The following is a 21,518-nucleotide window of genomic DNA, read 5'->3' on the forward strand; positions in this document are numbered from 1 at the left end:
CCGGCTATGTTCCGAATGCAAGCGGCCTGCCGACCAGGCGGGCGGCAGGCCGAGACGTGCAGGCCGTGTGCGGCGTGGGGAAGGCGCTCTGCCTAGGCGATCTCCTCAACATGGCCGTCCAGGTCCATCAGGGCCAGTTCGACCTCCAGATGGGGGTGGCGCTGTTTGATGGCGTCGCGCAGGGCGTGAAGCTCCTGCGTATGGACCGCCAGTTCCTTTTCGGGAGTGTCCACCGTCTCGGCGCCCAGGATGACCTTGTAGGCGCCGCAGTCGCGGTGGTCGATCACCACGACCTTGTGGATGTGATGCAGGTCGATGGCGACGTCCAGATGGCTCCAGAAGGTCTGGCCCCAGCTGGGGAATTTGTCGGTCAGGGCGCCCAGGGAGGCGCCGGCCAGGACGACGTGGTCGTATTTGTCGTGCAGGCCGTGGCCTTCCATATAGGCGACGGTGTCGTCGGTGAGGCGGTAGTCCATGCAGGTCAGCAGCAGGATTTCCGTATGGCCCCGCGCCCGGGCTACGCCCGGCGCCAGGGTGGACAGAAGGCTGACCCCGCCGGCCATGGCCAAGAGGCCGAAGGCGCCGCGGCGGGACAGGGACGGAGTGTGGGCGCAGCAGTCGGGCATGGCGATCGCTCCGGATTGATCAGGCGATCACGGGTATCGGCGTTCGGTCAGCGCGCCTAGTTCGTACCCTTCCGGAGCCGGTTGACAACCTGTCGTTAACGATCGCGCATCGGGTCCGCCTCAACAGATCAGGCTCTAACGGCCGGTGCTGACGACCCGGCTCATGTCCAGCCCCAGGGCCCGGGCGCGGGCCAGCAGGCGGGCGCGATCCGCCGCCGAGGCGTTCTGGTCACGATGCCAGATCCACCAGTCCGACTTGTTCGGGAGGGCCAGGATGGCCCAGTCGTAGTTCGGATCGTGATCCCAGACCCAGTAGTTCTGACCCGCCAGGCCGCCGAAGCTGAGCAGGCCTGGCAGGGTGAAGCGGAATTTGGCGTTGGTGGTCGTGTCGGTGATCCGGGCGGCGGCGCGCAGGGTTTCGTTGCGGCCGTCGGCGAGACGGGTGCAGGTGACGACCAGGCCGTACCGGTCGGGTCGGTCTTGGGGGGTGAAGTCGATCTGGGCTCGGCTGCAGTCCTTCTGGACGTCGTTGTGGCTGCGCTCGATCTCGAACCACCGACCGTCGAACCGATCCAGATCGACGGCGCGGGACTGGGCCAGGGCGGTGGACGGCGCAACGATGAGCGAGACGGCGATCAGGGCGGCGCGAAACATCGGCGGTGATCCTCGTTGAATCTCGTCTTGGTACGTCCGACGGCGAGGCGCGGTTGCCCCCCCACACACACATCCGCGCCGTCGCCGGGGCGAAATGCGCGCGGCGAGGCGTCGGTCTAAGGGAAAATCGAAAAATCCTGACACCTGTCGCAGATCTGAGACAGGTCCGCCTCGCAGTCTCGAACCGTCGTCCGTAGAGCGGGATGAAGTTCACGCCTCGTTAAGAGCGTCGCTCTCCTCAGTAAATCGAAATAGAGATGCGAATATCGCATATGCTTAGGCCCCAAAGTAATTATGAAGGCGAGACGAAATGTCTGACATCAGCGATAAGATAGTCACCTGGAACGCGCAGCAGCGTGAAGTGGGTGAAGTGGTCTATAAGCGTGCAGGCAAACATCTCGAACAGGCCCTGCTGGACGCCTATCGCGTGATCGACCCGACGCTGGACGCCCTGCCGCGTGACGTGTGGGAGAACGAGAAGCGGAAGTTCGCCTTCATTTCGCGCGGGGACTTTCCGCCCGAATATTTCGAACAGCAGGCGGTGATCACCGAGAACATCTCGAGCAGCCTCGATTACGCGACCTATCTGAGCAAGACCTACGCCGCCTACGCCGCCGGCCTGGCGTCGGGGCTGATGAAGGAAAAGCCCTGGAACGAGAAGGCCGACCATGCCCTGATGCTCAGCCTGATGCGGTCGGTCTTTTCCGACGCCAGCGTCGTGATGTTCAACTACTTTCAGATCCTGAACGCCAAGGCTGACGAGGAGCGCGCCCTGGTCGAGGCGGAACGGCGGCGCGTCGCCGAGGAGCAGGATGCGGTGGTCGCCGCCCTGGCCGAGAGTCTGAACCGGCTGGCGCGCGGCGATCTGACGGCGGTGATCACCGCGCCGTTCAATGGGCGCTATCAGCAGATCAAGGACGACTTCAACGCGGCGATCGACAGTCTGCGCGAGGCCATGAGCGCCATTTCGACCTCCACCAGCGGGCTGCGGGCCGGTTCGGACGAGATCGCCTCGGCCTCGGACGACCTGTCGCGCCGCACCGAACAGCAGGCGGCCAGTCTGGAACAGACCGCCGCCGCCCTGGACCAGATCACTGCCACCGTGAAACGCAGCGCCGAGGGCGCCAGACAGGCCTCCGCCGCCGCCTCCGAAGCCACCGTCGGCGCCGCCCGCTCAGGCGAGGAGATGCAGGAGGCGGTCGCCGCCATGGGCGAGATCGAGGAAAGCTCCAAACAGATCACCAACATCATCGGGGTGATCGACGAAATCGCCTTCCAGACTAATCTTCTGGCCCTGAACGCAGGCGTGGAGGCGGCGCGCGCCGGGGACGCCGGGCGCGGCTTTGCGGTCGTCGCCCAGGAGGTCCGGGCCCTGGCCCAGCGCTCGGCCGAGGCGGCGCGCGAGATCAAGGCCCTGATCGCCAACAGCACGGCCCAGGTCGAGCGCGGCGTCAAACTGGTCGGAGAGACAGGCAAGGCCCTGGGGGGGATCGTCAAGCGGATCGCCGACATCGACGGGCTGGTGTCCGAAATCGCCCAGTCGTCGCAGGAACAGTCCACGGGGCTGAACGAGGTCAACACCGCCGTCAATCAGATGGACCAGGTCACCCAGCAGAACGCCGCCATGGTGGAGGAGACCACCGCCGCCGCCGCCAATCTGCGGACCGAGGCGGGCGAACTGGAACGGCTGGTGGCGCGGTTCCAAACCGGCGAGCCCCCCCAGGCGGCGATGCGGCCTCAGCCGGCCCAGGCCGGCCGCCAAGCTCCGGCCGACAATCCGGTCGGCAAGGCCCAAAGACGGCTCGCCGTCGCGGTCGGAGCCACCCAGGGCAATGCTGCGCTCAAGGACTGGGAAGAGTTCTGACGGCGCCTGATCGGCTCTAGCCCGCCAGGGCGAGGCGGTTCCTGGCCCAGTCGGCGCGCGTCTGGCCCCACAGATGGACAGGCAGGTCGGCGAAGGGTTCGGGCAGGCGGGTGGGGCCGCGCGCCGTGGAGCCCAGCCGTTCGGCCAGCCGGATCGAGGCCGTATTGTCCAGGTCGATCGTGTGCACCACCTCGTCCCAGCCCAGGATGTCGAAGGCGTAGTCGATGGCTGCGGCGGCGGCTTCGAGCGCATAGCCCCGCCCCGTGGCGTCAGGGTGCAGGGACCAACCGACCTCCGGCCCCGGCCAGCCGTGGGGCCGCCACGGCCCGATCCGTCCGAGCAACCGGCCGGTGGTTTTCTCAAGCACCGAGAAGAAGCTTTCGCCGGTCAGGCTCCAGGCGCCGGCGACGGTCGCCATGATCCGCCAGGTTTCGGCCGGCGTCTTGGGGCCGCCAATGAAGCGCGTCGCATCGGGATCGGCCTGGAACTCGGCCCAACGCGGAAAGTCCTCCATCCTCGGGGGACGCAGGGTCAACCGTTCGGTCTCGATGCGGATCTCGGTCACAGCAGATACTCCCGCTCCAGCTCATAGTGACTGCCGTCGTCGGTCAGGACGCTGGAATAGAGGCCGAAACGGTCGATGCGGATCGGCGGCGAATGCAGCAGATTGTGGCCCGCCATCCAGGCGCCGATCCGGTCCGGATTGGTCTGGGGCTTAAGATAGGCCAGGGTGACGTGGGGGCGATAGTCGCGCTTCTCCAGGACGATGTTCGCCCGCTCGCCCGCCTTCCTGCAGCGACCGGCCAGGACCGAGAGGGGTTCGTTGGGCGTCTCGACGCCGGCCCAAATCGTGTGGCTGCGATGGTTGTCGCCGAAGGCGCCGACCCCCTTCAGCACGATCTCGAACGGGGCCCCGGCCACGCGGGCCAGTTCGGACGCCAGGTCGTCGGCCCGCCGCTCGTCGGTCTCGCCGTAGAAGGCCAGGGTGACGTGCAGGGCCTCCAGCGGCCGCCAGCGGGCGCCGGGCAGGCCGGACTGACGCCGTTGCAGGGTCTCGCCGACGTCCGGCGGCAGGGTCAGGGCGGTGAACAGACGCAACATGCGACTGTTGGTAGCGGTCGGAACCGCCGCTTCCAAGTCCGGTTTTCCTTGCACTGGGAGCCTCGGCTTCCGATATTCAAGGCCTGTGACCGGGGAAGTCTCCCCGGCCGACTCAGAGAAGGTTCGTCGCCATGAGCGATTTCAACAACGGCTACGCCCGCCCGCTTCCGCAGACGGCCGACATGTCGGTCGACGCCGGCCTGCGCAGCTTCATGCTGGGCGTCTACAACAAGCTGGCCCTGGGCCTCGTTGTCGCGGCGGCCCTGGCCTATGTCACCGGCAATGTGCCGGCGGTGCAGCAACTGCTGTTCGGCGTGACGCCGGACGGCCGCGTCGGCCTGACGGTCCTGGGCATGGCGGTCCAGTTCTCGCCCCTGGTTCTGCTGTTCGGCTCGATGTTCTTCATGAAGAACCCGACGGCCAAGGGGGTGAACCTGCTCTATTGGGCCGTTGTCGCCTCGATCGGCGCGGGCCTGGGCATTCTGTTCCTGCGCTATACGGGCGCCTCGCTGGCCTCGACCTTCCTGGTCACGGCGGCGGCCTTCGGCGGTCTGAGCCTGGTGGGCTACACCACCAAGAAAGACCTGTCGGGCATGGGCACCTTCCTGATCATGGGCGTGATCGGCCTGATCATCGCCATGATCGTCAACATGTTCCTGCAATCCGGGACCTTCTATCTGATCATCTCGGGCCTGGGCGTGCTGATCTTCGCGGGCCTCATCGCCTATGACACCCAGCGTCTGAAGATGACCTATTACGCCCTGGGCGGCGACCAGAACGCCATGGGCGTGGCCACGGGCTTCGGCGCGCTGAGCCTGTTCATCAACTTCGTGAACCTGTTCCAGTTCCTGCTGGCCTTCATGGGCGGCAACCGGAACTGAGATTGGTCGCAAGACGGATGCGGAAAGGGCCCCTCGCGGGGCCCTTTTTTGGTCAGTCCACCACCTGAAACTTCCGCCCGTCGAACACTTTGAGCGCCTGGGCCAGGTCGCGGCCGCGTTTCAGGATCTGGCCGCCCTCCCCGATGACGGCCCACTGGCCCTGGCGGGTCTGGAGCGCCGGGCGTTTTTCGATGCGGTACAGGGGGGCGTCGCCCGAGCGGCGGAAGACGGCGAATTCGGCGAAGTCCTTGTGGCCCACCATGGCGTAGTCGCGCCAGTCGCCCAGGGCCACCATCCGGCCGTAGACCCGAAGGATCAGGTCCAACTCGCGCCGTTCGAAGAAGACCGGGCCGGCCTGTGGAGATGGGGGCGGCGGCTCGTGCGGGGTCAGGCTCATGATCTGAACTTAGGCGCATCGGCGCGGGACGCCAGAGGGGGTGGAAAAAGCGCTTCAGACACCAAATGGCCCCGTTTCGGTCCTTCGCCCGCCCGTTTGGGCGGCGAAATATCGATCATCGGCTCGTCGGAGTTCGGAAGCGTCCGGATCCTGAACAGCCCCCCCAGCCCCCCTGGATGTTTCCAATACGGGCTCCGGCGGCCGATGCTTCCTCCAAGCGAGCGCCCGCCCTGCCGATCCCCTCCCCCTCCCAGGCAAGGCGGGCGTTTCGCTGTCCGGAGCCCGGCCGGCGCCGCTCAGGCGGGCGTCTTCTCCCCAGGCGTCTTCTCCAATGTGATCGTTTGGGTGTCGCCGCCGCGCCGCACCTCCAGGGCGACGGAGCCGGCTGCGGCCTCCAGCGCCCGAGCCGCCGCGCGGATGTCCGCCGTCGCAACGCCGTCGATGGCGAGGACAAGGTCGCCGGCCAGCAGTCCGCCCTGGGCGGCGGGCGTGCCGGCCTCGACGGCCGAAACCTGAACCTCGCCCTCCATGTCCCGCAGGGTGGCGCCATAGGCAAGGACGCGGTCCACGCCGACCTGGACCGGGGCCTCGACCGGCGGCTCAACGGCGAGGGCGGTCGTGGCCTCGCGCCCTCCGCGCAGATAGACGACGTTCAGGCGGGAGCCCGGCGCGGCGACGCCGACGGTGGCGTTGACGGAGCCGGCGTTGGCGACCGGTCGCCCCTGGAGGCGCAGTATGACGTCATCCTCGCGCAGGCCCGCGCGTTCGGCGGGCGAGCCGGGGGCCACATCGGCCACCACGGCGCCGCGCACGATGCCCAGCCGCATCCGGCGCGCCTGCTCGGGCGTCAGGGAGGCGAAGATGGCGCCGGTCTCGCCGCGCTCGACCTCGCCCTGGGTGCGCAGCTGGTCGGCGACATAGAGCATGATGCGGGTGGGCACGGCGAAGGCGATGCCGTCATTGCCCCCGCCCATGCCGCCCGACAGGATGGCGGTGTTGATGCCGATCAGCCGGCCCCGGCTGTCCAGCAGCGGCCCGCCCGAATTGCCCGAGTTCACGGCCGCATCGGTCTGGATATAGTCCTCCACCGCATCGCCCAGGCCCGATCGGTTCAAACCCGAGATCACCCCCATGGTCAGGGTCTGGTCCAGCCCCAGGGGGTAGCCGACGGCGAAGGCCAGGTCGCCGGTCCGCAGGGTGTCGGAATCCACCGTCTGCACCTGTTTCAGGTTCAGCGGCCGCCCGTCGGGCGTGATCCGCAGGACGGCGATGTCGGTGGCCTTGTCCGCCCCGACCAGGACGGCGTCGAACAGCCGGCCGTCGATCAGATCGACGGTGAATTTCCGCCCGTTCTCGACCACATGGTTGTTGGTGATCACCAGGCCCTGGGCCGCGTCGATGACGACGCCGGAGCCGGAGGCGTAGGGTTTGGGATCGTCCGCATCGGAACTGGGGCCGCGCGACTGGCCCAGGGTCGTCACCTTGACCACGGCCGGCAGCGAGCTTTCCAGACCTGCGGCGAAGCTGAAGACGCCGCGGCGCGCGTCATAGGGCAGGACGGTGGGCGCCGACTGGGCCAGGACGGGGCCGGCGGCGGCCAAAAGGGCGGTCGCGACAGTCAGGGAGGCGGCGGCCGAAAAGCGAAGCGTCATAGAATGTCCCTTGATCGAGCCCCGACCTTAGCCCGACTTGATCAAACTGACGATGGGCGCCGTCCCGATCGAAGGCCGTCGCGTCGGATCCGCGAAACAGGGCTTGCGCGGCGACCGTTCCCGCGTGACCATCGTCGGGCGAACACCGGGAGCCGCCGCATGAGCCAGACGACGATCGACCGCGCCCGCCGGTGCTCGACGCCGTTCGACCGTCTGTTCCGCGATCATCCGCGCGAGGTGGGCGAGACCTATTTCCAGCACATGGCCGCCTCGGGCGGTTTCGGTTTCCGCCTGCTGCGGCTGGCGGGCGCCGCCTTCGCCCACGCCCTGGTTCCGGGCGTGCACAAGACCACCGTCTCCACCGCCATCCGGGGCATGGCCCAGGAGATGGGCGGCCGGGCGGAGGAGGCGAAACAGAGCCGGATGCGCGACGCCGGGGTCTGGGACGTGGGGCTTTAGGGCGCTCCGACCGGCCCGGTCATGCAATTGCCGGGGTTTGTGCTATAGAGGCGGGCTAAACCGCATCCAGGATCGCCGCCTTGAGCATTACGCTCGATCTTTCCCGTGTCTCGAACGCGCCCGCTGTGAAGGCCCCCGTCAACCTGTCCGGTCTGACGCGCGCCGGCCTGCGCCAGGCCCTGATCGATGCGGGCGTCTGCCCGCCTGAAAAGGCCAAGATGCGCGCCAGCCAGGTGTGGAGCTGGATCCACCACTACGGCGTCACCGACTTCGCGGCCATGTCGAACGTCGCCAAGGACATGCAGGCCAGGCTGGCCGAGCATTTCACCCTGGCCCGGCCCGAGATCGTGGAACGCCAGGTGTCGAAAGACGGCACCCGCAAATGGCTGATCCGCACCGCCCCGGGCATAGAGATCGAGACCGTCTACATCCCCGACGTCGGTCGGGCCGGGGCCCTTTGCGTCTCGTCCCAGGTCGGTTGCACCCTGAACTGCACCTTCTGCCACACCGGCACCCAGAAGCTGGTCCGCAACCTGACCGCCGCCGAGATCGTGGCCCAGGTCCAGGTGGCCCGCGACGATCTGGAGGAATGGCCGTCGCCCAAGGAAGACCGCCGCCTGTCCAACATCGTCTTCATGGGCATGGGCGAACCGCTCTACAATTTGGACAATGTCTCGGACGCGATCGACATCATCTCGGACAACGAGGGGATCGCCATTTCGCGGCGGCGGATCACCGTCTCGACCTCGGGCGTCGTGCCGATGATCCCTGAACTGGGCGAGCGGACCGGGACCATGCTGGCCATCAGCCTGCACGCCACCAACGACCCGCTGCGCGACGTCCTGGTGCCGCTGAACAAGAAATATCCGCTGGACCAGCTGATGGCCGCCATCCGCGCCTATCCGGGCCTGGGCAACGCCAAGCGGGTGACGTTCGAATATGTCATGCTGAAGGGCGTCAACGACAGCCCCGAGGAGGCGCGCGCCCTGGTCAAGCTGATCCAGGGCATACCGGCCAAGGTTAACCTGATCCCTTTCAACCCCTGGCCCGGCACGGACTATCAGTGCTCGGACTGGAAGACGATCGAGGCCTTCGCCGCCATCCTGAACCGCGCCGGCTACGCCAGCCCCATCCGCACCCCCCGCGGCCGCGACATCCTGGCCGCCTGCGGCCAGCTGAAGTCCGAAAGCGAGAAGCTGCGGGCGAGCGCAATCAGGAAGGCGGAGCAGGCGGCGGCGTGAGCGGCCTGTAACTACGCCTCCAAATGATCCATCCGGCCAGCCCGCCTGGGATCGCCAACAGTGGGGCGGCTAATTCCGTGCCCGGGGCAAGAAGCCGAAAGACGATTGCGCCCGCGATAACGCTTTCGATTGCGGCCGTAATCGAGAAGGCGCCTACGCTGGTTCGGCCTGAATTATGCAGAATCCACCAAGTTGGAATTCCGACGACGATCAGGCCAACAAGATAGACCGGGAAAGAGATTATGAAGCCGTAGAGGGCTGCGAGCAGCCCGAACAGAAGTCCCCCGCCCAGGGCGTTGCCCAAGCCAGTTTCGCCGGGCGAAACGATTATGCTGATCCACATTCCTATGGCCGACATTCCAGCTGTGGTGCTTGCGGCAAGGACGTTTGCAATGATGAGCGTACCAAGCCGATCCGACATCGACTTGATCATATCTTAGCCACAACTCTGTTTAGAGGTCTCGGACCCATGCTTTCCGGCGTCCGCACATCCCAGGCCAGACCCAGCCGTTCCAGCAATTGAATGAACCGGAACCCCCAGTCGCTCTGGCCCGGGTAGAGGCCGATCTTCGCCGAGCCGGGATAGGCGTGGTGGTTGTTGTGCCAGGCCTCGCCCATGGTGGGGATGGCGGCCCAGGGGACGTCATGGGCCTGGACGCCCGCCTCGCGCACCAGCCAGGTTTGCGGACCGCGACGGTGGGCCAGATGGCCGACGAACCAGTGGCCGATGACGCTGGCCGAGACCCGGGCGCAGACGCCCCAGACCACGAAACCCCAGCCGCCCATCAGCCACAGCGCCGCCGCGACAGGAAGCTGTTGCAGCATCCAGGTCCGTTCCAGGAACCGATAGAAGGGATCGCGGCCGATCCGGCCCAGCTCGAACTGGGGCGGCCGTTCCAGCACCAGCCGGCAGTGCATCTGCCACCAGGCGTCGACCGCCATCGGCCGCCGGTGCGCCAGATAGTCGTGACAGTCGGTCTGGCGCTGGGCCCAGTCGCGGATGTCGTGGGTGCGGATCATCCAGAAGGGGCCGCTCATGCCGACCAGGGTCCCGAACCAGGCCAAGACGCGCTCCAGCCACAGCGGGCAATCGAAGCTGCCGTGGATCAGCCGACGGTGAAATCCGACCGAATGGCCCAGCAGAAGCGTCGTCCCTGTCACGACGACGAAGACTGCGACAGCGGCGAGGCTGAAGGTCTTGGCGCCGAAGATCAGGGCGGCGGCCAACATGGCGCCGTTCCACAGCGAGTGACGCGGGTCCCAGACGACACGGCCTTCGATCGGGCTGCAGCCGGGCGTCTCGACGAGACTGTTCACGGCGCAGGGATCAGCGTGGTCCATGTCGGCCTCCCTTCGTAGGTAATTAGGCAATCACTTAAACATTGAAATGACCCGCTGGCAAGCGCTTAGCAAATCGCTTAAATACCGCCCATGCAACGCGTGTTCGAAGCCCTTTCCAGTCCCGTCCGCCGCAAGATCTTGGCCTATCTGGCCCACGCGGACCTGACCGCCGGGGAGATTGCGGCCAAGTTCGAGATCTCCAAGCCGGCGGTGTCCCAACACCTGTCGGTGCTCGAGGTCGCGGGTCTGGTGACCAGCGAGAAGAAGGGCCAGTACGTCCATTACAGCTTGGCGCCGGACCAGTTGACCAACACCCTGAACGGCTATGTCCAGGAGGTCTGCCCGGTCGCCAAGCCGTTGAAACGCGAGAGCGCGGCCCTGGCCAAGGCGCGCGCGAACAAGCCGGATGACGCAGGCCTGTAATTTTTCGTCACAAGGTGTTGCTTCGCCGCGCTTGCGGATTGGGGCGGCAATCGGGCAAGGCGTAGAGACATGGACCCCTCACTGACGAACGTCCTGTCGAGCGCCGAGGTGCAGGCTTTCGCCTCGGGCTTTCCGGTCATGGTCACGCACCTGATCGTGACCCTGCTGCTGCTGGCGGCGGGGGCGACGGTCTACGCCCTGCTGACGCCGTGGAAGGAGATCGCCCTGATCCGCGAGGGCAATCCGGCGGCGGCGGTGGCCTTCGCTGGAATTCTGGTGGGTCTGGCCATTCCGCTGGCGGTCTCCCTGTCGGTCTCGACCTCGGTGCGGGACGTGGCCATCTGGGGCGTGGCGACCCTGGTGCTGCAGTTGCTGGCCTTCCGGGTTGTGGACCTGATGCTGCACGGCCTGCCGCAGCGGATCAAGGACGGCGAGGTTGCGGCCTCGGTGGTCCTGGTCGGGGCCAAGCTGGCGACCGCCCTGATCCTGTCGGCCGCCCTGACCGGCTGAGCGGCGAACGGATCGCGTCATGCAATTCCCCCGCCTGCCGGACTGGGCCATCTACGGAGCGGTGGCGGGCGTGCTGCTGGCGGTGTCGCTGGGCCGGCGCGAAAACGCCGACGCCCCGCCCGCCCCGCCGCCGCCCGACGAGATCGAGGGCGCCCTGCTGGGCCCCATCACCCCCTTCGACACGGCCGTCACCCTGGACGCGCCGGACACGCCCTTTACGCCGAAATCCGGCACCGCCTTTTCGATCGCCGGGCGCGGTCGCTGGGTCACGGCCCGCCATGTGGTGGAGGGCTGTCGCCGGCCCGCCCTCGTGGTCGGCGGCGGCCGGGCGGTGGCGGCCGACGTGCGCCTGGCCCCCCGGGCCGACGTGGCCCTGCTGATCACCGAAGGCGGGCCGCCCGCCCTGCCGGTCGCGGCCGAGGCCCCGTTGCGCAAGGGCCAGCGCGCCTTTCACCCCGGCTTTCCCCAGGGGCGGGCCGGAGAGGTGACGTCGCGCCTGCTGGGCCGCGAGACGCTGAAGGTGTTCGGTCGCGGCGCCCATGACGAGCCGGTCCTGGCCTGGGCCGAGGTCGGGCGGACCGACGGGCTGGAGGGCACCCTGTCGGGCCTGTCGGGCGCGCCGGTGATGGACGGGCGGGGGCGGGTGCTGGGCGTCACCATCGCCGAGGCGCCGCGTCGGGGCCGGATCTATACGACGGCGCCTGAATCCTTCGCCCCCGCCGTTCGCGGTGAACAGAGGGCGGACGAGGCGGCGCTGGGCGAGCCGGTGACCATCGACAACTACGGCCGGGTGGCGGACGCCCTGCGCCGCGACCTGCGCGTGGCCCAGGTGGTGTGTCTGTCGGTTTGAGGCCTTCGTCTCCTCCCCATGAAATGGGGAGGGGGATCGCGCGAAGCGTGGTGGAGGGGTTGTCAACGCCGCACCGACCGTAGTGATGCGGAAAGAACCCCTCCGTCACGACGCGAAGAGCGTCGCGCCACCTCCCCGCAGAGCGGGGAGGAGACATGATGGCTGCGCCTACTTCAGCGAACCGCTGTTCAGGTTCAGTTCGCTCGCCTCGATGACCTCCAGGTTCGGGTGTTTGGCCCGCAGGGCGTCGAGGAACAGCGACCCGTCGCCGACGATCACCAGGCTGGCGCGATTGACCGGCAGGTGTTCGGCGAAGGCAGCCTGGACCTGTTCCGGCGTCACGGCGCGAACCCGGCCGGCGTAGTCGGCCAGATCGCTCATGGGCAGATCATAGAGCGCCAGGTTGGCGACCAGGGCGCCCAGGCCGTCCACCGTCTCCAGCGACCGACCAAAGCCGCCGATCAGGGTGGCGCGGCGGGGCGCCAGGTCGGCCTGGGTCGGGGTCTCGGCGCCCAGTTTGGCGATCTCGGCCAGGATCAGATCGGCCACCTCGTCGGCGGTCTCGTTCTTGGTCTGGGTCGAGGCGGTGAACAGGCCCGCATCGGCGCGCGCGCCCAGGGAGGAGCCGGCGCCGTAGGACAGGCCGCGCTTGATGCGGATCTCCTGGTTCAGCCGCGACGAGAAGCCCCCGCCCAGCAGGGTGTTGCCCAGGGTGAGCGGGAAATAGTCGGCGTCGGTGCGCGATATGCCGCGAATGGCGGCGACGACCGCAGCCTGACCCGCGCCCGGCTGGTTCACCACGACGATGCGCGGGGCCAGGGCCTGACCGGCCGGGTTGGCGACGGCGGCGGGGGCGGCGCCGGCCGGGCGCCAGTCGCCGAACGCCTGCTGCGCCAGGGCGCGGGCGGCGGCCGGGGTGATGTCGCCCGAGAAGACCAGGGTGGCGTCCGAGGGGCGATAGCGGGCGGCGTGGAAGGCGGCGACGTCCGCCGGGGTGATGACGGGCACCGACTGGACCGTGCCCGAGCCCGGCGCCCCATAGGGGGCGTCGCCATAGACGACCCGGCCCACGGCCTGGCCGGCGATCGAGCCCGGCTGGCTGAGGGCGACGCGAAGATTGTCCAGGGTCTGGGCCTGCTGGCGCTCAAGCTCCTCGGCGGCGAAGGTCGGGTTCTTCACCAGATCGGCCATCAGGGCGACCGTCTGGGGGAAGGCGTTGGCCGGGGCGTTGGCGTAGACATTGGTGAAGTCCACCCCGGCGCCCGCGCCGATCGAGGCGCCCAGCTGTTCGATTTCGGTGGCGATCTCGGGCGCGGTCTTGGTCTTGGTCCCTTGGGTCAGAAGGGCGGCGGTCAGGGTGGCCACCCCGGCCTTGCCCGTCGGATCGTCGGACGACCCCGCGTCGAAGCTGAGGCGGGCCGAGACCAGGGGCACGCCGTCGGTCGGGGCCACCAGAACCCGCAGGCCGTTGTCCAGGCGGAAGTCAGCCACGGCGGGGGTCACGGGCGCCACCTCTGCGCCCGGCTGGGGCAGGGGCGTGCGTTCGGCCTCCGGCAGCAGGACGGCGGGGGTTCCGGCCGGCGCCAGATCTGCCACCTTCACGGGCGCGTCCACGTTCATCTTCTGAACCGAAGGCGGGTTCTGCTCGTCGGCCGGCAGATAGCGGATCGTCGACTGCCGCTGGGGCGTGAGATATTTGCGGGCCACCCGCTGGACGTCGGCGACCGTGACGGCCTGAATCTCGGCCACCTCGCGGTCGGCCGAGGCGGCGTCGCCGGTGTTGATAAGGGCGAAGCCCAGCGCCGAGGCGCGGTCGTCCACCGTCTCGCGATTGCGCAGGGCGTCGGCGACGATCTCGTTCTTGGCCTCGGTCAGTTCGGCGGCGGTGACGGGGGCGTCGCGCAGCTTGGCGATCTCGGCGTTCAGGGCGGCGATCCCTTCGTCCGCCGTATGACCCTGGGCCATGATGGCCAGGGCGGTCAGATTGCCGGCCTGCTGGGCGAAGTCGGGGGTCGAGCCGATCTGGGCGGCGATCTGCTGATCATAGACCAGCGAACGGTACAGGCGGCTCGATTCACCGGTGGACAGTATGCCGTCCAGCACGGTCAGGGCGGCGCGGTCGGCGTCGGCGTATTTGACCGTGGGCCAGCCGATCACCACGGCGGGCAGGGGGACGTTGGGCGCATAATAGGTGACGTCGCGCGGAGCGGTCGGTTCGGGTTCGGCGACGGCGTTGGCCGGCAGCGGCGTGGTCGGGTTCTTGAGCGGCGTGAAATACTGATCGATCCAGCGGTCCAGCTGGGCCTGGTCGAAATTGCCGGCCACGATCAGATAGGCGTTGTCGGGCCGGTAGTAGGTGGCGTGGAAACGCAGGACGTCGTCCAGGGACGAGGCGTTCAGCTCCTCGATCGAACCGATGCCGGGACGGCGATAGGGGCTTTCCTGATACAGGGTCTCGGGCACGAACAGGCCGAACAGACGGCCATAGGGGTTGGCCAGGATGCGCTGGCGATATTCTTCCTTCACCACGTCGCGCTCGGCGACGAAGGTCGGCTCGTCCACGACCAGGGAGCCCATCCGCTCGGCCTCGGCGAACAGCATCCGCTGCAGGTGGTTGGCGGGGACAGTCTCGAAATAGGCGGTGGTGTCGTCGGCGGTGAAGGCGTTGTTGGAGCCGCCCACATCTTCGGTCAGCCGGTCGAAGGTCTCGGGCGGCAGGTTCTTGGTCGCCTTGAACATCAGATGTTCGAACAGGTGGGCGAAGCCCGAGCGGCCGGCCGGATCGTCCTTGGACCCGACCTTGTACCAGACCTGAACCGTCACGTTCGAGGTGTCGGCGTCGCGGGCGGTGTAGACTTCCAGCCCGTTCGGCAGGACGCGCTTGGTGAAGCCCAGGGGCGGGACGACCACGCCCTGCTGGGCCTGGGCCGTGACAGGCGCAGGCGCGAGTGCGGCGGCCGGCGCTGCGAAGGCGGGCGCGGCGAGGCCCAGCAGCAGGGCCGAGGCGGCGACGGTGGCGGTGAGGCGAAATTTCATGCGGGTCTCCAGGCCCGGAGCGCCGGGCGATGAGACCGTATCAGCCCTCGGCTGACATGCACCTTACCGAGCTGTAATTATCTTCGTCCGAACACCTCGACGCCGATCTCGCCGTCCGGCGTCAGCCAGGCGTGCTTCATCCCCTGGCTGTTGAAGGGGGCGGCGATGTTTCCGGCGGCGTCCAGGGCGATCAGGCCGCCGTCGCCGCCCATCCGACCGATTTCGTCGATGACGGCCTGGGTCGCGGCGGCCAGGGTCTGACCCGCCGCGACGCGCCAGGCCACCTGGGCGGCGGCGGCGACGCGGATGAAATATTCGCCCTGGCCGGTGCAGGAGGTCGCGGCGTGACCGTCGGCCCAGGTTCCTGCGGCGGGAATGGGGGTGTCGCCGGCGCGGCCCGGCATCTTGCCGAAGACCCCGGCGGTCGAGGTGGCGGCGGCCAGGCGGCCGGCGGCGTCCAGCACGCAAGCGCCGACGGTGCCGTGGCTGAGGGTTCCGGGCGGATGATTGTCCTCGCCCTGGCCGGCGCCCGTATACCAGGCGGCTTCGTCGGCGACGGGCTCCAGCCCCTGATCCTGGGCGAACAGGGCCGCGCCCTCGCCCACCAGCATGACGTGGGGGGTGCGCTCCATCACGGCGCGGGCGGCGACGACAGGGTTGCGAAAGCCCTGGAGGGCGGCGACGGACCCGGCCCGTTTCGTCGATCCGTCCATCAGGCTGGCGTCCAGCTCATAGGCGCCGGCCAGATTGGGCGAGGCGCCCTTGCCGGCGACATAGAGGCCGGAATCCTCCAGCATGACGACGGCGGCCGTGGCGACGTCCAGCGCGCTTTCGCCTGCGTCCAGACGCGGCTTCATGGCCTCGACCACCTGGCGCATGTGGGCGACTTCGGCGTCATAGTTGCGTTCGCGCCGGGCGCCGGCGCCGCCGTGGAGGATGAGGGCGGTCATGGTCTGTCTTTCCGAACCTGCTTTTCGTCGCCTCTTTCAATCGGGCGTGGCGCTCTTTAGCGTCGCGATGAAGGCCGCGCCATGTCGGTCGAAGACAAACGGCCTCAAGCAGCGCGAAGCGCGGTAGGCTCAACAAACGGGCCTCAAGCAGCGCGAAGCGCGGTAGGCTCAACAAACGGGCCTCAAGCAGCGCGAAGCGTGGTAGGCCCAAAGGAGGAATGATGCGCGCTGTCCTGTCCAAGACCCCCGGCGGTCCCGAAACCCTGGTGGTGGAAGAGGTGCTCGATCCGACGCCCAAGGCGGGCGAGGTGGTGATCGAGGTCAAGGCCGTGGGGATCAACTATCCCGATACGCTGATCATCGAGGACCGATACCAGTTCCGCCCCGAACGGCCGTTCTCGCCCGGCGCAGAGGTGGCGGGCGTGGTCGAGGCGGTGGGCGAGGGCGTCAAGGGCGTGGCCAAGGGCGACCGGGTCATCGCCGTGCCCGGCTGGGGCGGGCTGGTCGAACGGCTGGCTGTGCGGGCCGAGACGGTGATCCCGATCCCGGACGCCATGAGCTTCGAAGAGGCGGCGGCCCTGATCATGACCTACGGCACCAGCTATTACGCCCTGAAGGACCGGGCGCAGCTGCAGGCCGGCGAGACCCTGCTGGTGCTGGGCGCGGCCGGGGGCGTCGGCGCCGCCGCCGTGGAGCTGGGCAAGGCCATGGGCGCCCGCGTGGTCGCCGCGGCCTCGACCAACGACAAGGTCGAGTTCGCCCTGGCGCTGGGGGCCGATAACGGCCTGATCTATCCGACCGGGCCGATGGACAAGGCGGCGCAGAAGGAACTGTCCGGCGAGTTCAAACTGGCGACCGGGCGGGACGGGGCCGACGTGGTCTATGACGCGGTCGGCGGCGACTACGCCGAGCCGGCGCTCAGGGCCATGGACTGGAACGGCCGCTATCTGGTGGTCGGCTTCCCGGCGGGGATCCCGTCCCTGCCGCTGAACCTGACCCTGTTGAAGTCGGTCTCGGTCATCGGGGTCTTCTGGGGCGCGGCTGTGGCGCGCGATCCCAAGGGCCACGCCGCCAACATGGCCGAGCTGATGCGGATGTACGCCGAGGGCAAGATCAAGCCGCGCGTGTCCAAGACCTTCCCGCTGGAGAAGGCGGGGGCGGCGATCAAGGCCCTGGGCGACCGTCAGGCCCTGGGCAAGATCGTGGTGACGGTGGAAAGCTGAAATCCCTTCTCCCCTTGCGGGAGAAGGTGGCCCGAAGGGCCGGATGAGGGGTCGGTCTGTGCGAAACGGCGAGGCCGGCGCGACCCCTCGCCCGACCGCGCCAGGACGACGGCTGCGCCGCCGTGCGCGGTCTCCCTCTCCCGCAGGGGGAGAGGGTTACTTTCCCCTCAGCCGCTCAACCGCTTCTTCGGCCTGGTCGCGGTGGCGGCGTTTGATGTTGGCGCCCAGGGTGGCGATCAGGGCGGCGATGACCGCCGCGTCGTCGGTGTAGCCGATGCCGGCGAACAGGTCGGGAATGGCGTCCACCGGCATGACGAAATAGGCCAGGGCGGCGAAGATCATTCCCTTGGCCGGAAGCGGCGTCTGGGGATCGCGGGCGGCGTACCAGGCGGCCAGGGCCTGATCCGCGAAGGGGATGCGGGCCGCCGTGCGCTGGATCTTGGGCCAGAAGCCGCGCGTCACCCGCGCCTCATTGACCTTCACCACGGTGGGGACCAGGGCCTTTTTCGGGTCCAGGGCGTCTTCGGGCGAGACGGGTTTGGCTTTGGCGGTCATGGCCGCTAAATCCTCAAACGAAACTCAGGTTCATTACAACATAGGAAAGACTGAGATGAAACTCGACAGCAGCATCGCTGCCGTGGTCACGGGCGGGGCGTCCGGCCTCGGCGAAGGCACGGCCCGCGCCATCGCCGCCACGGGCGCCAAGGTGGCCCTGTTCGATCTGAACGCCGAAAAGGGCGAGGCCATTGCCGCCGAGATCGGCGGCGTCTTCTGCCAGGTGGACGTGACCGACGACGCCTCGGTGGCCGCCGCCTTCGAAAAGGCCCGCGCCGCCCACGGCCAGGAGCGGCTGACCGTCAACTGCGCGGGCATCGCCACCGGCATGAAGACCGTCTCGCGCAAGAAGGACACCGGCGAGATCAAGGCCCACGACATGGCCCAGTTCGAGCGCACCGTGCGGGTCAATCTGTTCGGCACCTTCCGCGTCCTGTCGCAGTCGGCGGCGGGCATGGTGACCCTGGAGCCCATGGCGGACGGCGAGCGCGGCCTGATCGTCAACACCGCCTCGGTGGCGGCCCAGGACGGCCAGATCGGCCAGGCGGCCTATTCGGCCTCCAAGGGCGGGGTCTACGCCATGACCCTGCCGATCGCGCGCGACCTGGCCCAGGAAGGGGTGCGCTGCAACACCATCCTGCCCGGCATCATGTGGACGCCGATGATGGCCGGCATGGACCAGAAGATTCAGGACGCCCTGGCCGCCGCCATCCCCTTCCCCAGCCGTCTGGGCACGCCCGCCGACTACGCCTCCCTGGTGCTGGAGCTGGCGCGCAACGTCTATATCAACGGGGAGTGCATCCGCCTGGACGGGGCCTTACGTTTGGCGCCGCGCTGACATCTTTAGCGCGCCATCGCTCGCCGCGCGGCGGCTCGCTGCTTGAGCGCGAAGCCCTCATGCGGCGAGCGTGGGGGCGTCCCGGCTTCGGCCGTTTAGGCGTGAATCCGGCTCAAGCAGCGCGAAGCGCGATAGCCGCAAAAAAGAGCTTGCGGTCCGCCGCAACCCTCCGCTATACGCCCCCTCCTCGACGGGGCGCACACTTAGCGCCTTACGGATTGCGGGCGTAGCTCAGTGGTAGAGCACAACCTTGCCAAGGTTGGGGTCGGGCGTTCGAATCGCCTCGCCCGCTCCATGTCGGGATGCAAAATCAGGGGCCTGTCGTTCTCGGCAGGCCCCGATTTTTTGCCTGAAACCCAACGATGTCTCAGAGCAGGGCGGCCGCCAGCGTCAGGGCGCCGAGGCCCAGAGACAAGGGTAGCCGCAGCCCCAGCCAACCCTCGGGCGTCAGGCCCAGGGCCTTCAGCCGGACATCGACCAGGACGCTGAGGGCGATGAAGCCCCCCAGCGGGCCGAGCGAGAGGCCCATATCGCTCTCGCCCGACGCGAGGGGCCAGGCCGCAGCCAGGGCCAGCAGCGACGGAAGCACCGCCACGCCCCAGACCCAGGCGGGAGCCTTGCCGCGCGCGGCCGCCGCCAGTCCCCACCAGACCCCGCCCAGGAAGCTGAAGATCAGGGCGGCATAACCAAAGGCCAGACCAAGGGCCAGGGGGCGCAGTCCGGCCCCGCCGCCGACCAGCAGGGCGACCGCCGCCGCCTGGGGCAGCAGGCCCGAGAAGCCCAGCAGGCGGGCGAGGGAGGGAAGGCGGGCGGGGGCGTTCGTGTCCATCTCGATCCGGCGTCTGTGCGGGGAGGCAAATCCGATCCCCGGCGCCGGTTCGTATATCACGATCACCGCGCGCCGCGCCCTCCGGAAGCTCTCCTCCCCGATGATCCGACGTTCAGCCCGCCCTGCGCCCTGTTCTGAACCAAGCCGATGAGCCGGCTGGTCGTCTGGCACGACGGGGCCTGTCCCCTGTGCCGCCGCGAGATCGCCCTGATGCGACGGCTGGATCGCCGCGGCGCCATCGAATTCGTCGATGTGGCGGGCGACGGGGATGTCGTCTGCCCGCTGGATCGCGAAACCTTGCTGGCCCGGTTTCATGCGCGCGAGGATGGGCGGATCCTGTCGGGGGCGGCGGCCTTTGCGGCCATGTGGCGGGCCATTCCCCTGTTGCGGCCCCTGGGCCTCGCGGCGCGGTCGCCGATTGTGCTGGCGGGGCTGGAGGCGGCCTATCGCCTGTTTCTGAAGGTGCGGCCCCGGCTTCAGGCCCTGGCGCGAAGGGCGGGTTGAGGCGTGGCGGTTCTGAGACTGGTGCTGGGCGATCAGCTGTCGGACAGGCTGACCGCCCTGGAGGGGCTGGATCCCGCGGCGGACACGGTGCTGATGGCCGAGGTGCGCGACGAGGCGACCTATGTCCGCCATCACAAGCAGAAGATCGCCCTGGTCTTCGCCGCCATGCGGAACCACGCCGAACGGCTGAGGGCCCGGGGCGTGCGGGTGCGCTATGTGGCGATCGACGACCCGGACAACAGCGGCTCCGTCACTGGCGAACTGGCGCGGGCCCTGGCGGCGGGCGTCTATGACCGCGCAGTCCTGACCGAATGCGGGGAATGGCGCCTGGCCGAACATCTGGCGGCCTTCGCCGAAGGGGCGGGCCTGCCGGTGGAGATCCGCGAGGACCGACGGTTCATCTGTTCCCACGACCGGTTCCGACGCTGGGCCTCGGGCAAGTCGCAGCTGCGGATGGAGTTCTTCTATCGCGAGATGCGGCGCGCGACCGGTCTGCTGATGGACGGCGATCAGCCGGAGGGCGGGCGCTGGAACTATGACGCCGAGAACCGCAAGAAGTTGCCGCGCGGGGTTAGGCCGCCCAAACGCCTGCGCGTCACGCCCAACGTCATAACACAGGGGGCCATGGCGGACGTCGCCTGCCTGTTTCCCGATCATTTCGGCGCCCTGCACGATTTCGGCTGGCCGACGACGGCGGAGGAGGCCGAGACGCTTCTGGAGGATTTCCTGGCGAACGTCCTGCCCGGCTTCGGCGACTGGCAGGACGCCATGGCGGAGGATCAGCCGTGGATGTGGCACGGGCTGATCTCGACGTCGTTGAACCTGGGCCTGCTTGATCCGATGGACGTCTGCCGCCGGGCCGAGGCGGTCTATCGCGCCGGACGGGCGCCGTTGAACGCGGCCGAGGGCTTTATCCGCCAGATCCTGGGCTGGCGGGAGTTCGTGCGCGGAATCTACTGGCTGAAGGCGCCGGAATATCGAGCAAGGAACTTCCTGGACGCGGACCGGACTCTGCCCTGGTTCTACTGGTCGGGCGAAACCGACATGGCCTGCGTGGCCGATGTGGTGAAGACGACGCGGGAGAACGCCTACGCCCATCATATCCAGCGGCTGATGGTGACGGGCAACCTGGCCCTGCTGCTGGGCGTGCATCCGGATGCGGTCGACGACTGGTATATGGCCGTCTACGCCGACGCCTATGAGTGGGTGGAGATGCCCAATACGCGGGGCATGGCCCTGTTCGCGGACGGCGGGATCGTGGGGTCGAAGCCCTATGCGGCTTCGGGGGCCTATATCGACCGGATGAGCGATTACTGCGGCGGCTGTCGCTATGATGTGAAGAGCAAGAGCGGCGACGCCGCCTGCCCGTTCAACCGGCTGTACTGGGGCTTTCTGGAGCGGAATCGGGGCCGGCTCAGGGACAATCCGCGCCTGGCCATGCCCTATCGGACCCTGGACGGTTTTGGGGAGGCGAGGCGGGCGGCCCTGGCGGCGGAAGCCGAGGCGTGTCGCACCCTGCTGGGCGCGACGCCCAGGGACTGAGGGGCAGCTTGGCGGGAACCTCGACGGGAGCTGCGGGATTTG

The 21,518-nt window shown here is 68.4% G+C and carries 23 protein-coding genes and 1 tRNA gene; 12 read left to right on the forward strand and 12 right to left on the reverse strand.

Translation table 11 applies throughout. From position 1 onward, the window contains the following. Positions 1-92: 92 nt before the first annotated feature. Both BSP_RS04215 and BSP_RS04220 read right to left on the reverse strand, forming a co-directional pair. Positions 93-626: a carbonic anhydrase gene (locus tag BSP_RS04215; RefSeq protein WP_152949403.1), complete on the reverse strand. Its 534-nt coding sequence runs from the start codon at positions 624-626 to the stop codon at positions 93-95. 135 nt (positions 627-761) lie between these two features. Next, positions 762-1,280, reverse strand: coding sequence for a lipocalin family protein (locus BSP_RS04220; protein WP_152949404.1), 519 nt, complete (start codon positions 1,278-1,280; stop codon positions 762-764). A gap of 310 nt (positions 1,281-1,590) precedes the next feature. Between BSP_RS04220 and BSP_RS04225 the strand changes: the two genes are divergently transcribed. Next, positions 1,591-3,144: a methyl-accepting chemotaxis protein gene (locus tag BSP_RS04225; protein ID WP_152949405.1), complete on the forward strand. Its 1,554-nt coding sequence runs from the start codon at positions 1,591-1,593 to the stop codon at positions 3,142-3,144. 16 nt (positions 3,145-3,160) lie between these two features. Here the strand turns inward: BSP_RS04225 and BSP_RS04230 are convergent, their stop codons facing one another. Together BSP_RS04230 and thpR are read right to left on the reverse strand one after the other, a co-directional pair. After that, positions 3,161-3,709 carry a GNAT family N-acetyltransferase gene (locus tag BSP_RS04230; protein ID WP_152949406.1) on the reverse strand — a complete coding sequence of 183 codons (549 nt, stop codon included), beginning with the start codon at positions 3,707-3,709 and terminating at the stop codon, positions 3,161-3,163. Further along, positions 3,706-4,245, reverse strand: coding sequence for an RNA 2',3'-cyclic phosphodiesterase (gene thpR / locus BSP_RS04235; RefSeq protein WP_152949407.1), 540 nt, complete (start codon positions 4,243-4,245; stop codon positions 3,706-3,708). Before thpR ends, BSP_RS04230 begins: the two co-directional genes overlap by 4 nt. A 131-nt stretch (positions 4,246-4,376) precedes the next feature. Here thpR and BSP_RS04240 point away from each other — a divergent pair, with 131 nt between their 5' ends. Further along, positions 4,377-5,126, forward strand: a complete 750-nt coding sequence (locus tag BSP_RS04240) for a Bax inhibitor-1/YccA family protein (protein WP_152949408.1) — start codon at positions 4,377-4,379, stop codon at positions 5,124-5,126. A 52-nt stretch (positions 5,127-5,178) separates the two neighbouring features. Here BSP_RS04240 and BSP_RS04245 read toward each other — a convergent pair whose 3' ends face one another. Next, positions 5,179-5,523 carry a DUF2794 domain-containing protein gene (locus BSP_RS04245; protein WP_152949409.1) on the reverse strand — a complete coding sequence of 115 codons (345 nt, stop codon included), beginning with the start codon at positions 5,521-5,523 and terminating at the stop codon, positions 5,179-5,181. Positions 5,524-5,819: 296 nt separating this feature from the next. Next, the gene (locus BSP_RS04250; RefSeq protein ID WP_152949410.1) at positions 5,820-7,175 is read right to left on the reverse strand and encodes a trypsin-like peptidase domain-containing protein; all 1,356 of its coding nucleotides are present in this window, start codon (positions 7,173-7,175) and stop codon (positions 5,820-5,822) included. 159 nt (positions 7,176-7,334) lie between these two features. Here BSP_RS04250 and BSP_RS04255 point away from each other — a divergent pair, with 159 nt between their 5' ends. Then, complete coding sequence (locus BSP_RS04255; RefSeq protein ID WP_054764610.1) at positions 7,335-7,634, forward strand: DUF6356 family protein; 300 nt, start codon at positions 7,335-7,337, stop codon at positions 7,632-7,634. A gap of 80 nt (positions 7,635-7,714) precedes the next feature. After that, a complete protein-coding gene (gene rlmN / locus BSP_RS04260) occupies positions 7,715-8,875 on the forward strand; it encodes a 23S rRNA (adenine(2503)-C(2))-methyltransferase RlmN (RefSeq protein ID WP_152949411.1) in 1,161 nt (386 codons plus the stop codon). Here the strand turns inward: rlmN and BSP_RS04265 are convergent. Continuing rightward, positions 8,847-9,308, reverse strand: a complete 462-nt coding sequence (locus BSP_RS04265; RefSeq protein ID WP_054764612.1) for a hypothetical protein — start codon at positions 9,306-9,308, stop codon at positions 8,847-8,849. The two genes, rlmN and BSP_RS04265, sit on opposite strands and share 29 nt — an antisense overlap. Then, on the reverse strand, positions 9,305-10,216 hold the full coding sequence (locus tag BSP_RS04270; protein ID WP_054764613.1) for an acyl-CoA desaturase: 912 nt from the start codon (positions 10,214-10,216) through the stop codon (positions 9,305-9,307). The genes BSP_RS04265 and BSP_RS04270 overlap by 4 nt, the downstream gene beginning before the upstream one ends. A 90-nt stretch (positions 10,217-10,306) precedes the next feature. Between BSP_RS04270 and BSP_RS04275 the strand changes: the two genes are divergently transcribed. The 3 genes from BSP_RS04275 (at position 10,307) to BSP_RS04285 (ending at position 11,999) form a co-directional block, all read left to right on the forward strand. Beyond that, on the forward strand, positions 10,307-10,639 hold the full coding sequence (locus BSP_RS04275) for a metalloregulator ArsR/SmtB family transcription factor (RefSeq protein WP_054764614.1): 333 nt from the start codon (positions 10,307-10,309) through the stop codon (positions 10,637-10,639). Between the two features lie 69 nt (positions 10,640-10,708). Then, positions 10,709-11,149, forward strand: a complete 441-nt coding sequence (locus BSP_RS04280; RefSeq protein WP_054764615.1) for a DUF350 domain-containing protein — start codon at positions 10,709-10,711, stop codon at positions 11,147-11,149. Between the two features lie 19 nt (positions 11,150-11,168). Next, entirely contained in the window at positions 11,169-11,999 is an 831-nt protein-coding gene (locus BSP_RS04285; protein WP_152949412.1) for a serine protease, read from the forward strand. A 168-nt stretch (positions 12,000-12,167) separates the two neighbouring features. Here the strand turns inward: BSP_RS04285 and BSP_RS04290 are convergent, their stop codons facing one another. After that, positions 12,168-15,035, reverse strand: a complete 2,868-nt coding sequence (locus BSP_RS04290) for a pitrilysin family protein (RefSeq protein WP_152949413.1) — start codon at positions 15,033-15,035, stop codon at positions 12,168-12,170. Positions 15,036-15,112: 77 nt separating this feature from the next. Next, entirely contained in the window at positions 15,113-15,985 is an 873-nt protein-coding gene (locus BSP_RS04295; protein ID WP_152949414.1) for an isoaspartyl peptidase/L-asparaginase family protein, read from the reverse strand. Between the two features lie 221 nt (positions 15,986-16,206). Here BSP_RS04295 and BSP_RS04300 point away from each other — a divergent pair, with 221 nt between their 5' ends. Beyond that, on the forward strand, positions 16,207-17,208 hold the full coding sequence (locus tag BSP_RS04300; protein WP_152951049.1) for an NADPH:quinone oxidoreductase family protein: 1,002 nt from the start codon (positions 16,207-16,209) through the stop codon (positions 17,206-17,208). A gap of 156 nt (positions 17,209-17,364) precedes the next feature. Here the strand turns inward: BSP_RS04300 and BSP_RS04305 are convergent, their stop codons facing one another. Further along, on the reverse strand, positions 17,365-17,763 hold the full coding sequence (locus BSP_RS04305; protein ID WP_152949415.1) for a YkvA family protein: 399 nt from the start codon (positions 17,761-17,763) through the stop codon (positions 17,365-17,367). 55 nt (positions 17,764-17,818) lie between these two features. Between BSP_RS04305 and BSP_RS04310 the strand changes: the two genes are divergently transcribed. Then, the gene (locus BSP_RS04310; protein WP_152949416.1) at positions 17,819-18,601 is read left to right on the forward strand and encodes an SDR family NAD(P)-dependent oxidoreductase; all 783 of its coding nucleotides are present in this window, start codon (positions 17,819-17,821) and stop codon (positions 18,599-18,601) included. 220 nt (positions 18,602-18,821) lie between these two features. Then, positions 18,822-18,896, forward strand: a tRNA-Gly gene (locus tag BSP_RS04315). 72 nt (positions 18,897-18,968) lie between these two features. Here BSP_RS04315 and BSP_RS04320 read toward each other — a convergent pair. Next, positions 18,969-19,430 (reverse strand): DUF3429 domain-containing protein, encoded by a 462-nt coding sequence (locus BSP_RS04320; RefSeq protein ID WP_152949417.1) that lies wholly within the window; start codon positions 19,428-19,430, stop codon positions 18,969-18,971. 147 nt (positions 19,431-19,577) lie between these two features. On the opposite strand from BSP_RS04320, the gene BSP_RS04325 reads away from it, so the two are divergent. Then, entirely contained in the window at positions 19,578-19,934 is a 357-nt protein-coding gene (locus tag BSP_RS04325) for a thiol-disulfide oxidoreductase DCC family protein (protein WP_152949418.1), read from the forward strand. A gap of 3 nt (positions 19,935-19,937) precedes the next feature. Beyond that, complete coding sequence (locus BSP_RS04330; protein ID WP_152949419.1) at positions 19,938-21,476, forward strand: cryptochrome/photolyase family protein; 1,539 nt, start codon at positions 19,938-19,940, stop codon at positions 21,474-21,476. Positions 21,477-21,518 lie beyond the last annotated feature (42 nt).

Origin of the sequence: Brevundimonas sp. Bb-A, from assembly GCF_009394735.1 — a bacterium.
In the GTDB taxonomy this organism is placed as follows: Bacteria; Pseudomonadota; Alphaproteobacteria; order Caulobacterales; family Caulobacteraceae; genus Brevundimonas; species Brevundimonas aurantiaca.

What these genes read in the sequence shown, in the direction of transcription:
- BSP_RS04300 (WP_152951049.1), top strand. Translation starts at nt 16,207, where the DNA reads ATGCGCGCTGTCCTGTCCAAGACCCCCGGCGGTCCCGAAACCCTGGTG.
- thpR (WP_152949407.1), bottom strand. Translation starts at nt 4,245, where the DNA reads ATGTTGCGTCTGTTCACCGCCCTGACCCTGCCGCCGGACGTCGGCGAG.
- BSP_RS04320 (WP_152949417.1), bottom strand. Translation starts at nt 19,430, where the DNA reads ATGGACACGAACGCCCCCGCCCGCCTTCCCTCCCTCGCCCGCCTGCTG.
- BSP_RS04285 (WP_152949412.1), top strand. Translation starts at nt 11,169, where the DNA reads ATGCAATTCCCCCGCCTGCCGGACTGGGCCATCTACGGAGCGGTGGCG.
- BSP_RS04305 (WP_152949415.1), bottom strand. Translation starts at nt 17,763, where the DNA reads ATGACCGCCAAAGCCAAACCCGTCTCGCCCGAAGACGCCCTGGACCCG.
- BSP_RS04255 (WP_054764610.1), top strand. Translation starts at nt 7,335, where the DNA reads ATGAGCCAGACGACGATCGACCGCGCCCGCCGGTGCTCGACGCCGTTC.
- BSP_RS04325 (WP_152949418.1), top strand. Translation starts at nt 19,578, where the DNA reads ATGAGCCGGCTGGTCGTCTGGCACGACGGGGCCTGTCCCCTGTGCCGC.
- BSP_RS04245 (WP_152949409.1), bottom strand. Translation starts at nt 5,523, where the DNA reads ATGAGCCTGACCCCGCACGAGCCGCCGCCCCCATCTCCACAGGCCGGC.
- BSP_RS04290 (WP_152949413.1), bottom strand. Translation starts at nt 15,035, where the DNA reads ATGAAATTTCGCCTCACCGCCACCGTCGCCGCCTCGGCCCTGCTGCTG.
- BSP_RS04280 (WP_054764615.1), top strand. Translation starts at nt 10,709, where the DNA reads ATGGACCCCTCACTGACGAACGTCCTGTCGAGCGCCGAGGTGCAGGCT.
- BSP_RS04215 (WP_152949403.1), bottom strand. Translation starts at nt 626, where the DNA reads ATGCCCGACTGCTGCGCCCACACTCCGTCCCTGTCCCGCCGCGGCGCC.
- BSP_RS04250 (WP_152949410.1), bottom strand. Translation starts at nt 7,175, where the DNA reads ATGACGCTTCGCTTTTCGGCCGCCGCCTCCCTGACTGTCGCGACCGCC.
- BSP_RS04310 (WP_152949416.1), top strand. Translation starts at nt 17,819, where the DNA reads ATGAAACTCGACAGCAGCATCGCTGCCGTGGTCACGGGCGGGGCGTCC.
- BSP_RS04220 (WP_152949404.1), bottom strand. Translation starts at nt 1,280, where the DNA reads ATGTTTCGCGCCGCCCTGATCGCCGTCTCGCTCATCGTTGCGCCGTCC.
- BSP_RS04265 (WP_054764612.1), bottom strand. Translation starts at nt 9,308, where the DNA reads ATGATCAAGTCGATGTCGGATCGGCTTGGTACGCTCATCATTGCAAAC.
- BSP_RS04240 (WP_152949408.1), top strand. Translation starts at nt 4,377, where the DNA reads ATGAGCGATTTCAACAACGGCTACGCCCGCCCGCTTCCGCAGACGGCC.
- BSP_RS04225 (WP_152949405.1), top strand. Translation starts at nt 1,591, where the DNA reads ATGTCTGACATCAGCGATAAGATAGTCACCTGGAACGCGCAGCAGCGT.
- BSP_RS04270 (WP_054764613.1), bottom strand. Translation starts at nt 10,216, where the DNA reads ATGGACCACGCTGATCCCTGCGCCGTGAACAGTCTCGTCGAGACGCCC.
- BSP_RS04275 (WP_054764614.1), top strand. Translation starts at nt 10,307, where the DNA reads ATGCAACGCGTGTTCGAAGCCCTTTCCAGTCCCGTCCGCCGCAAGATC.
- BSP_RS04295 (WP_152949414.1), bottom strand. Translation starts at nt 15,985, where the DNA reads ATGACCGCCCTCATCCTCCACGGCGGCGCCGGCGCCCGGCGCGAACGC.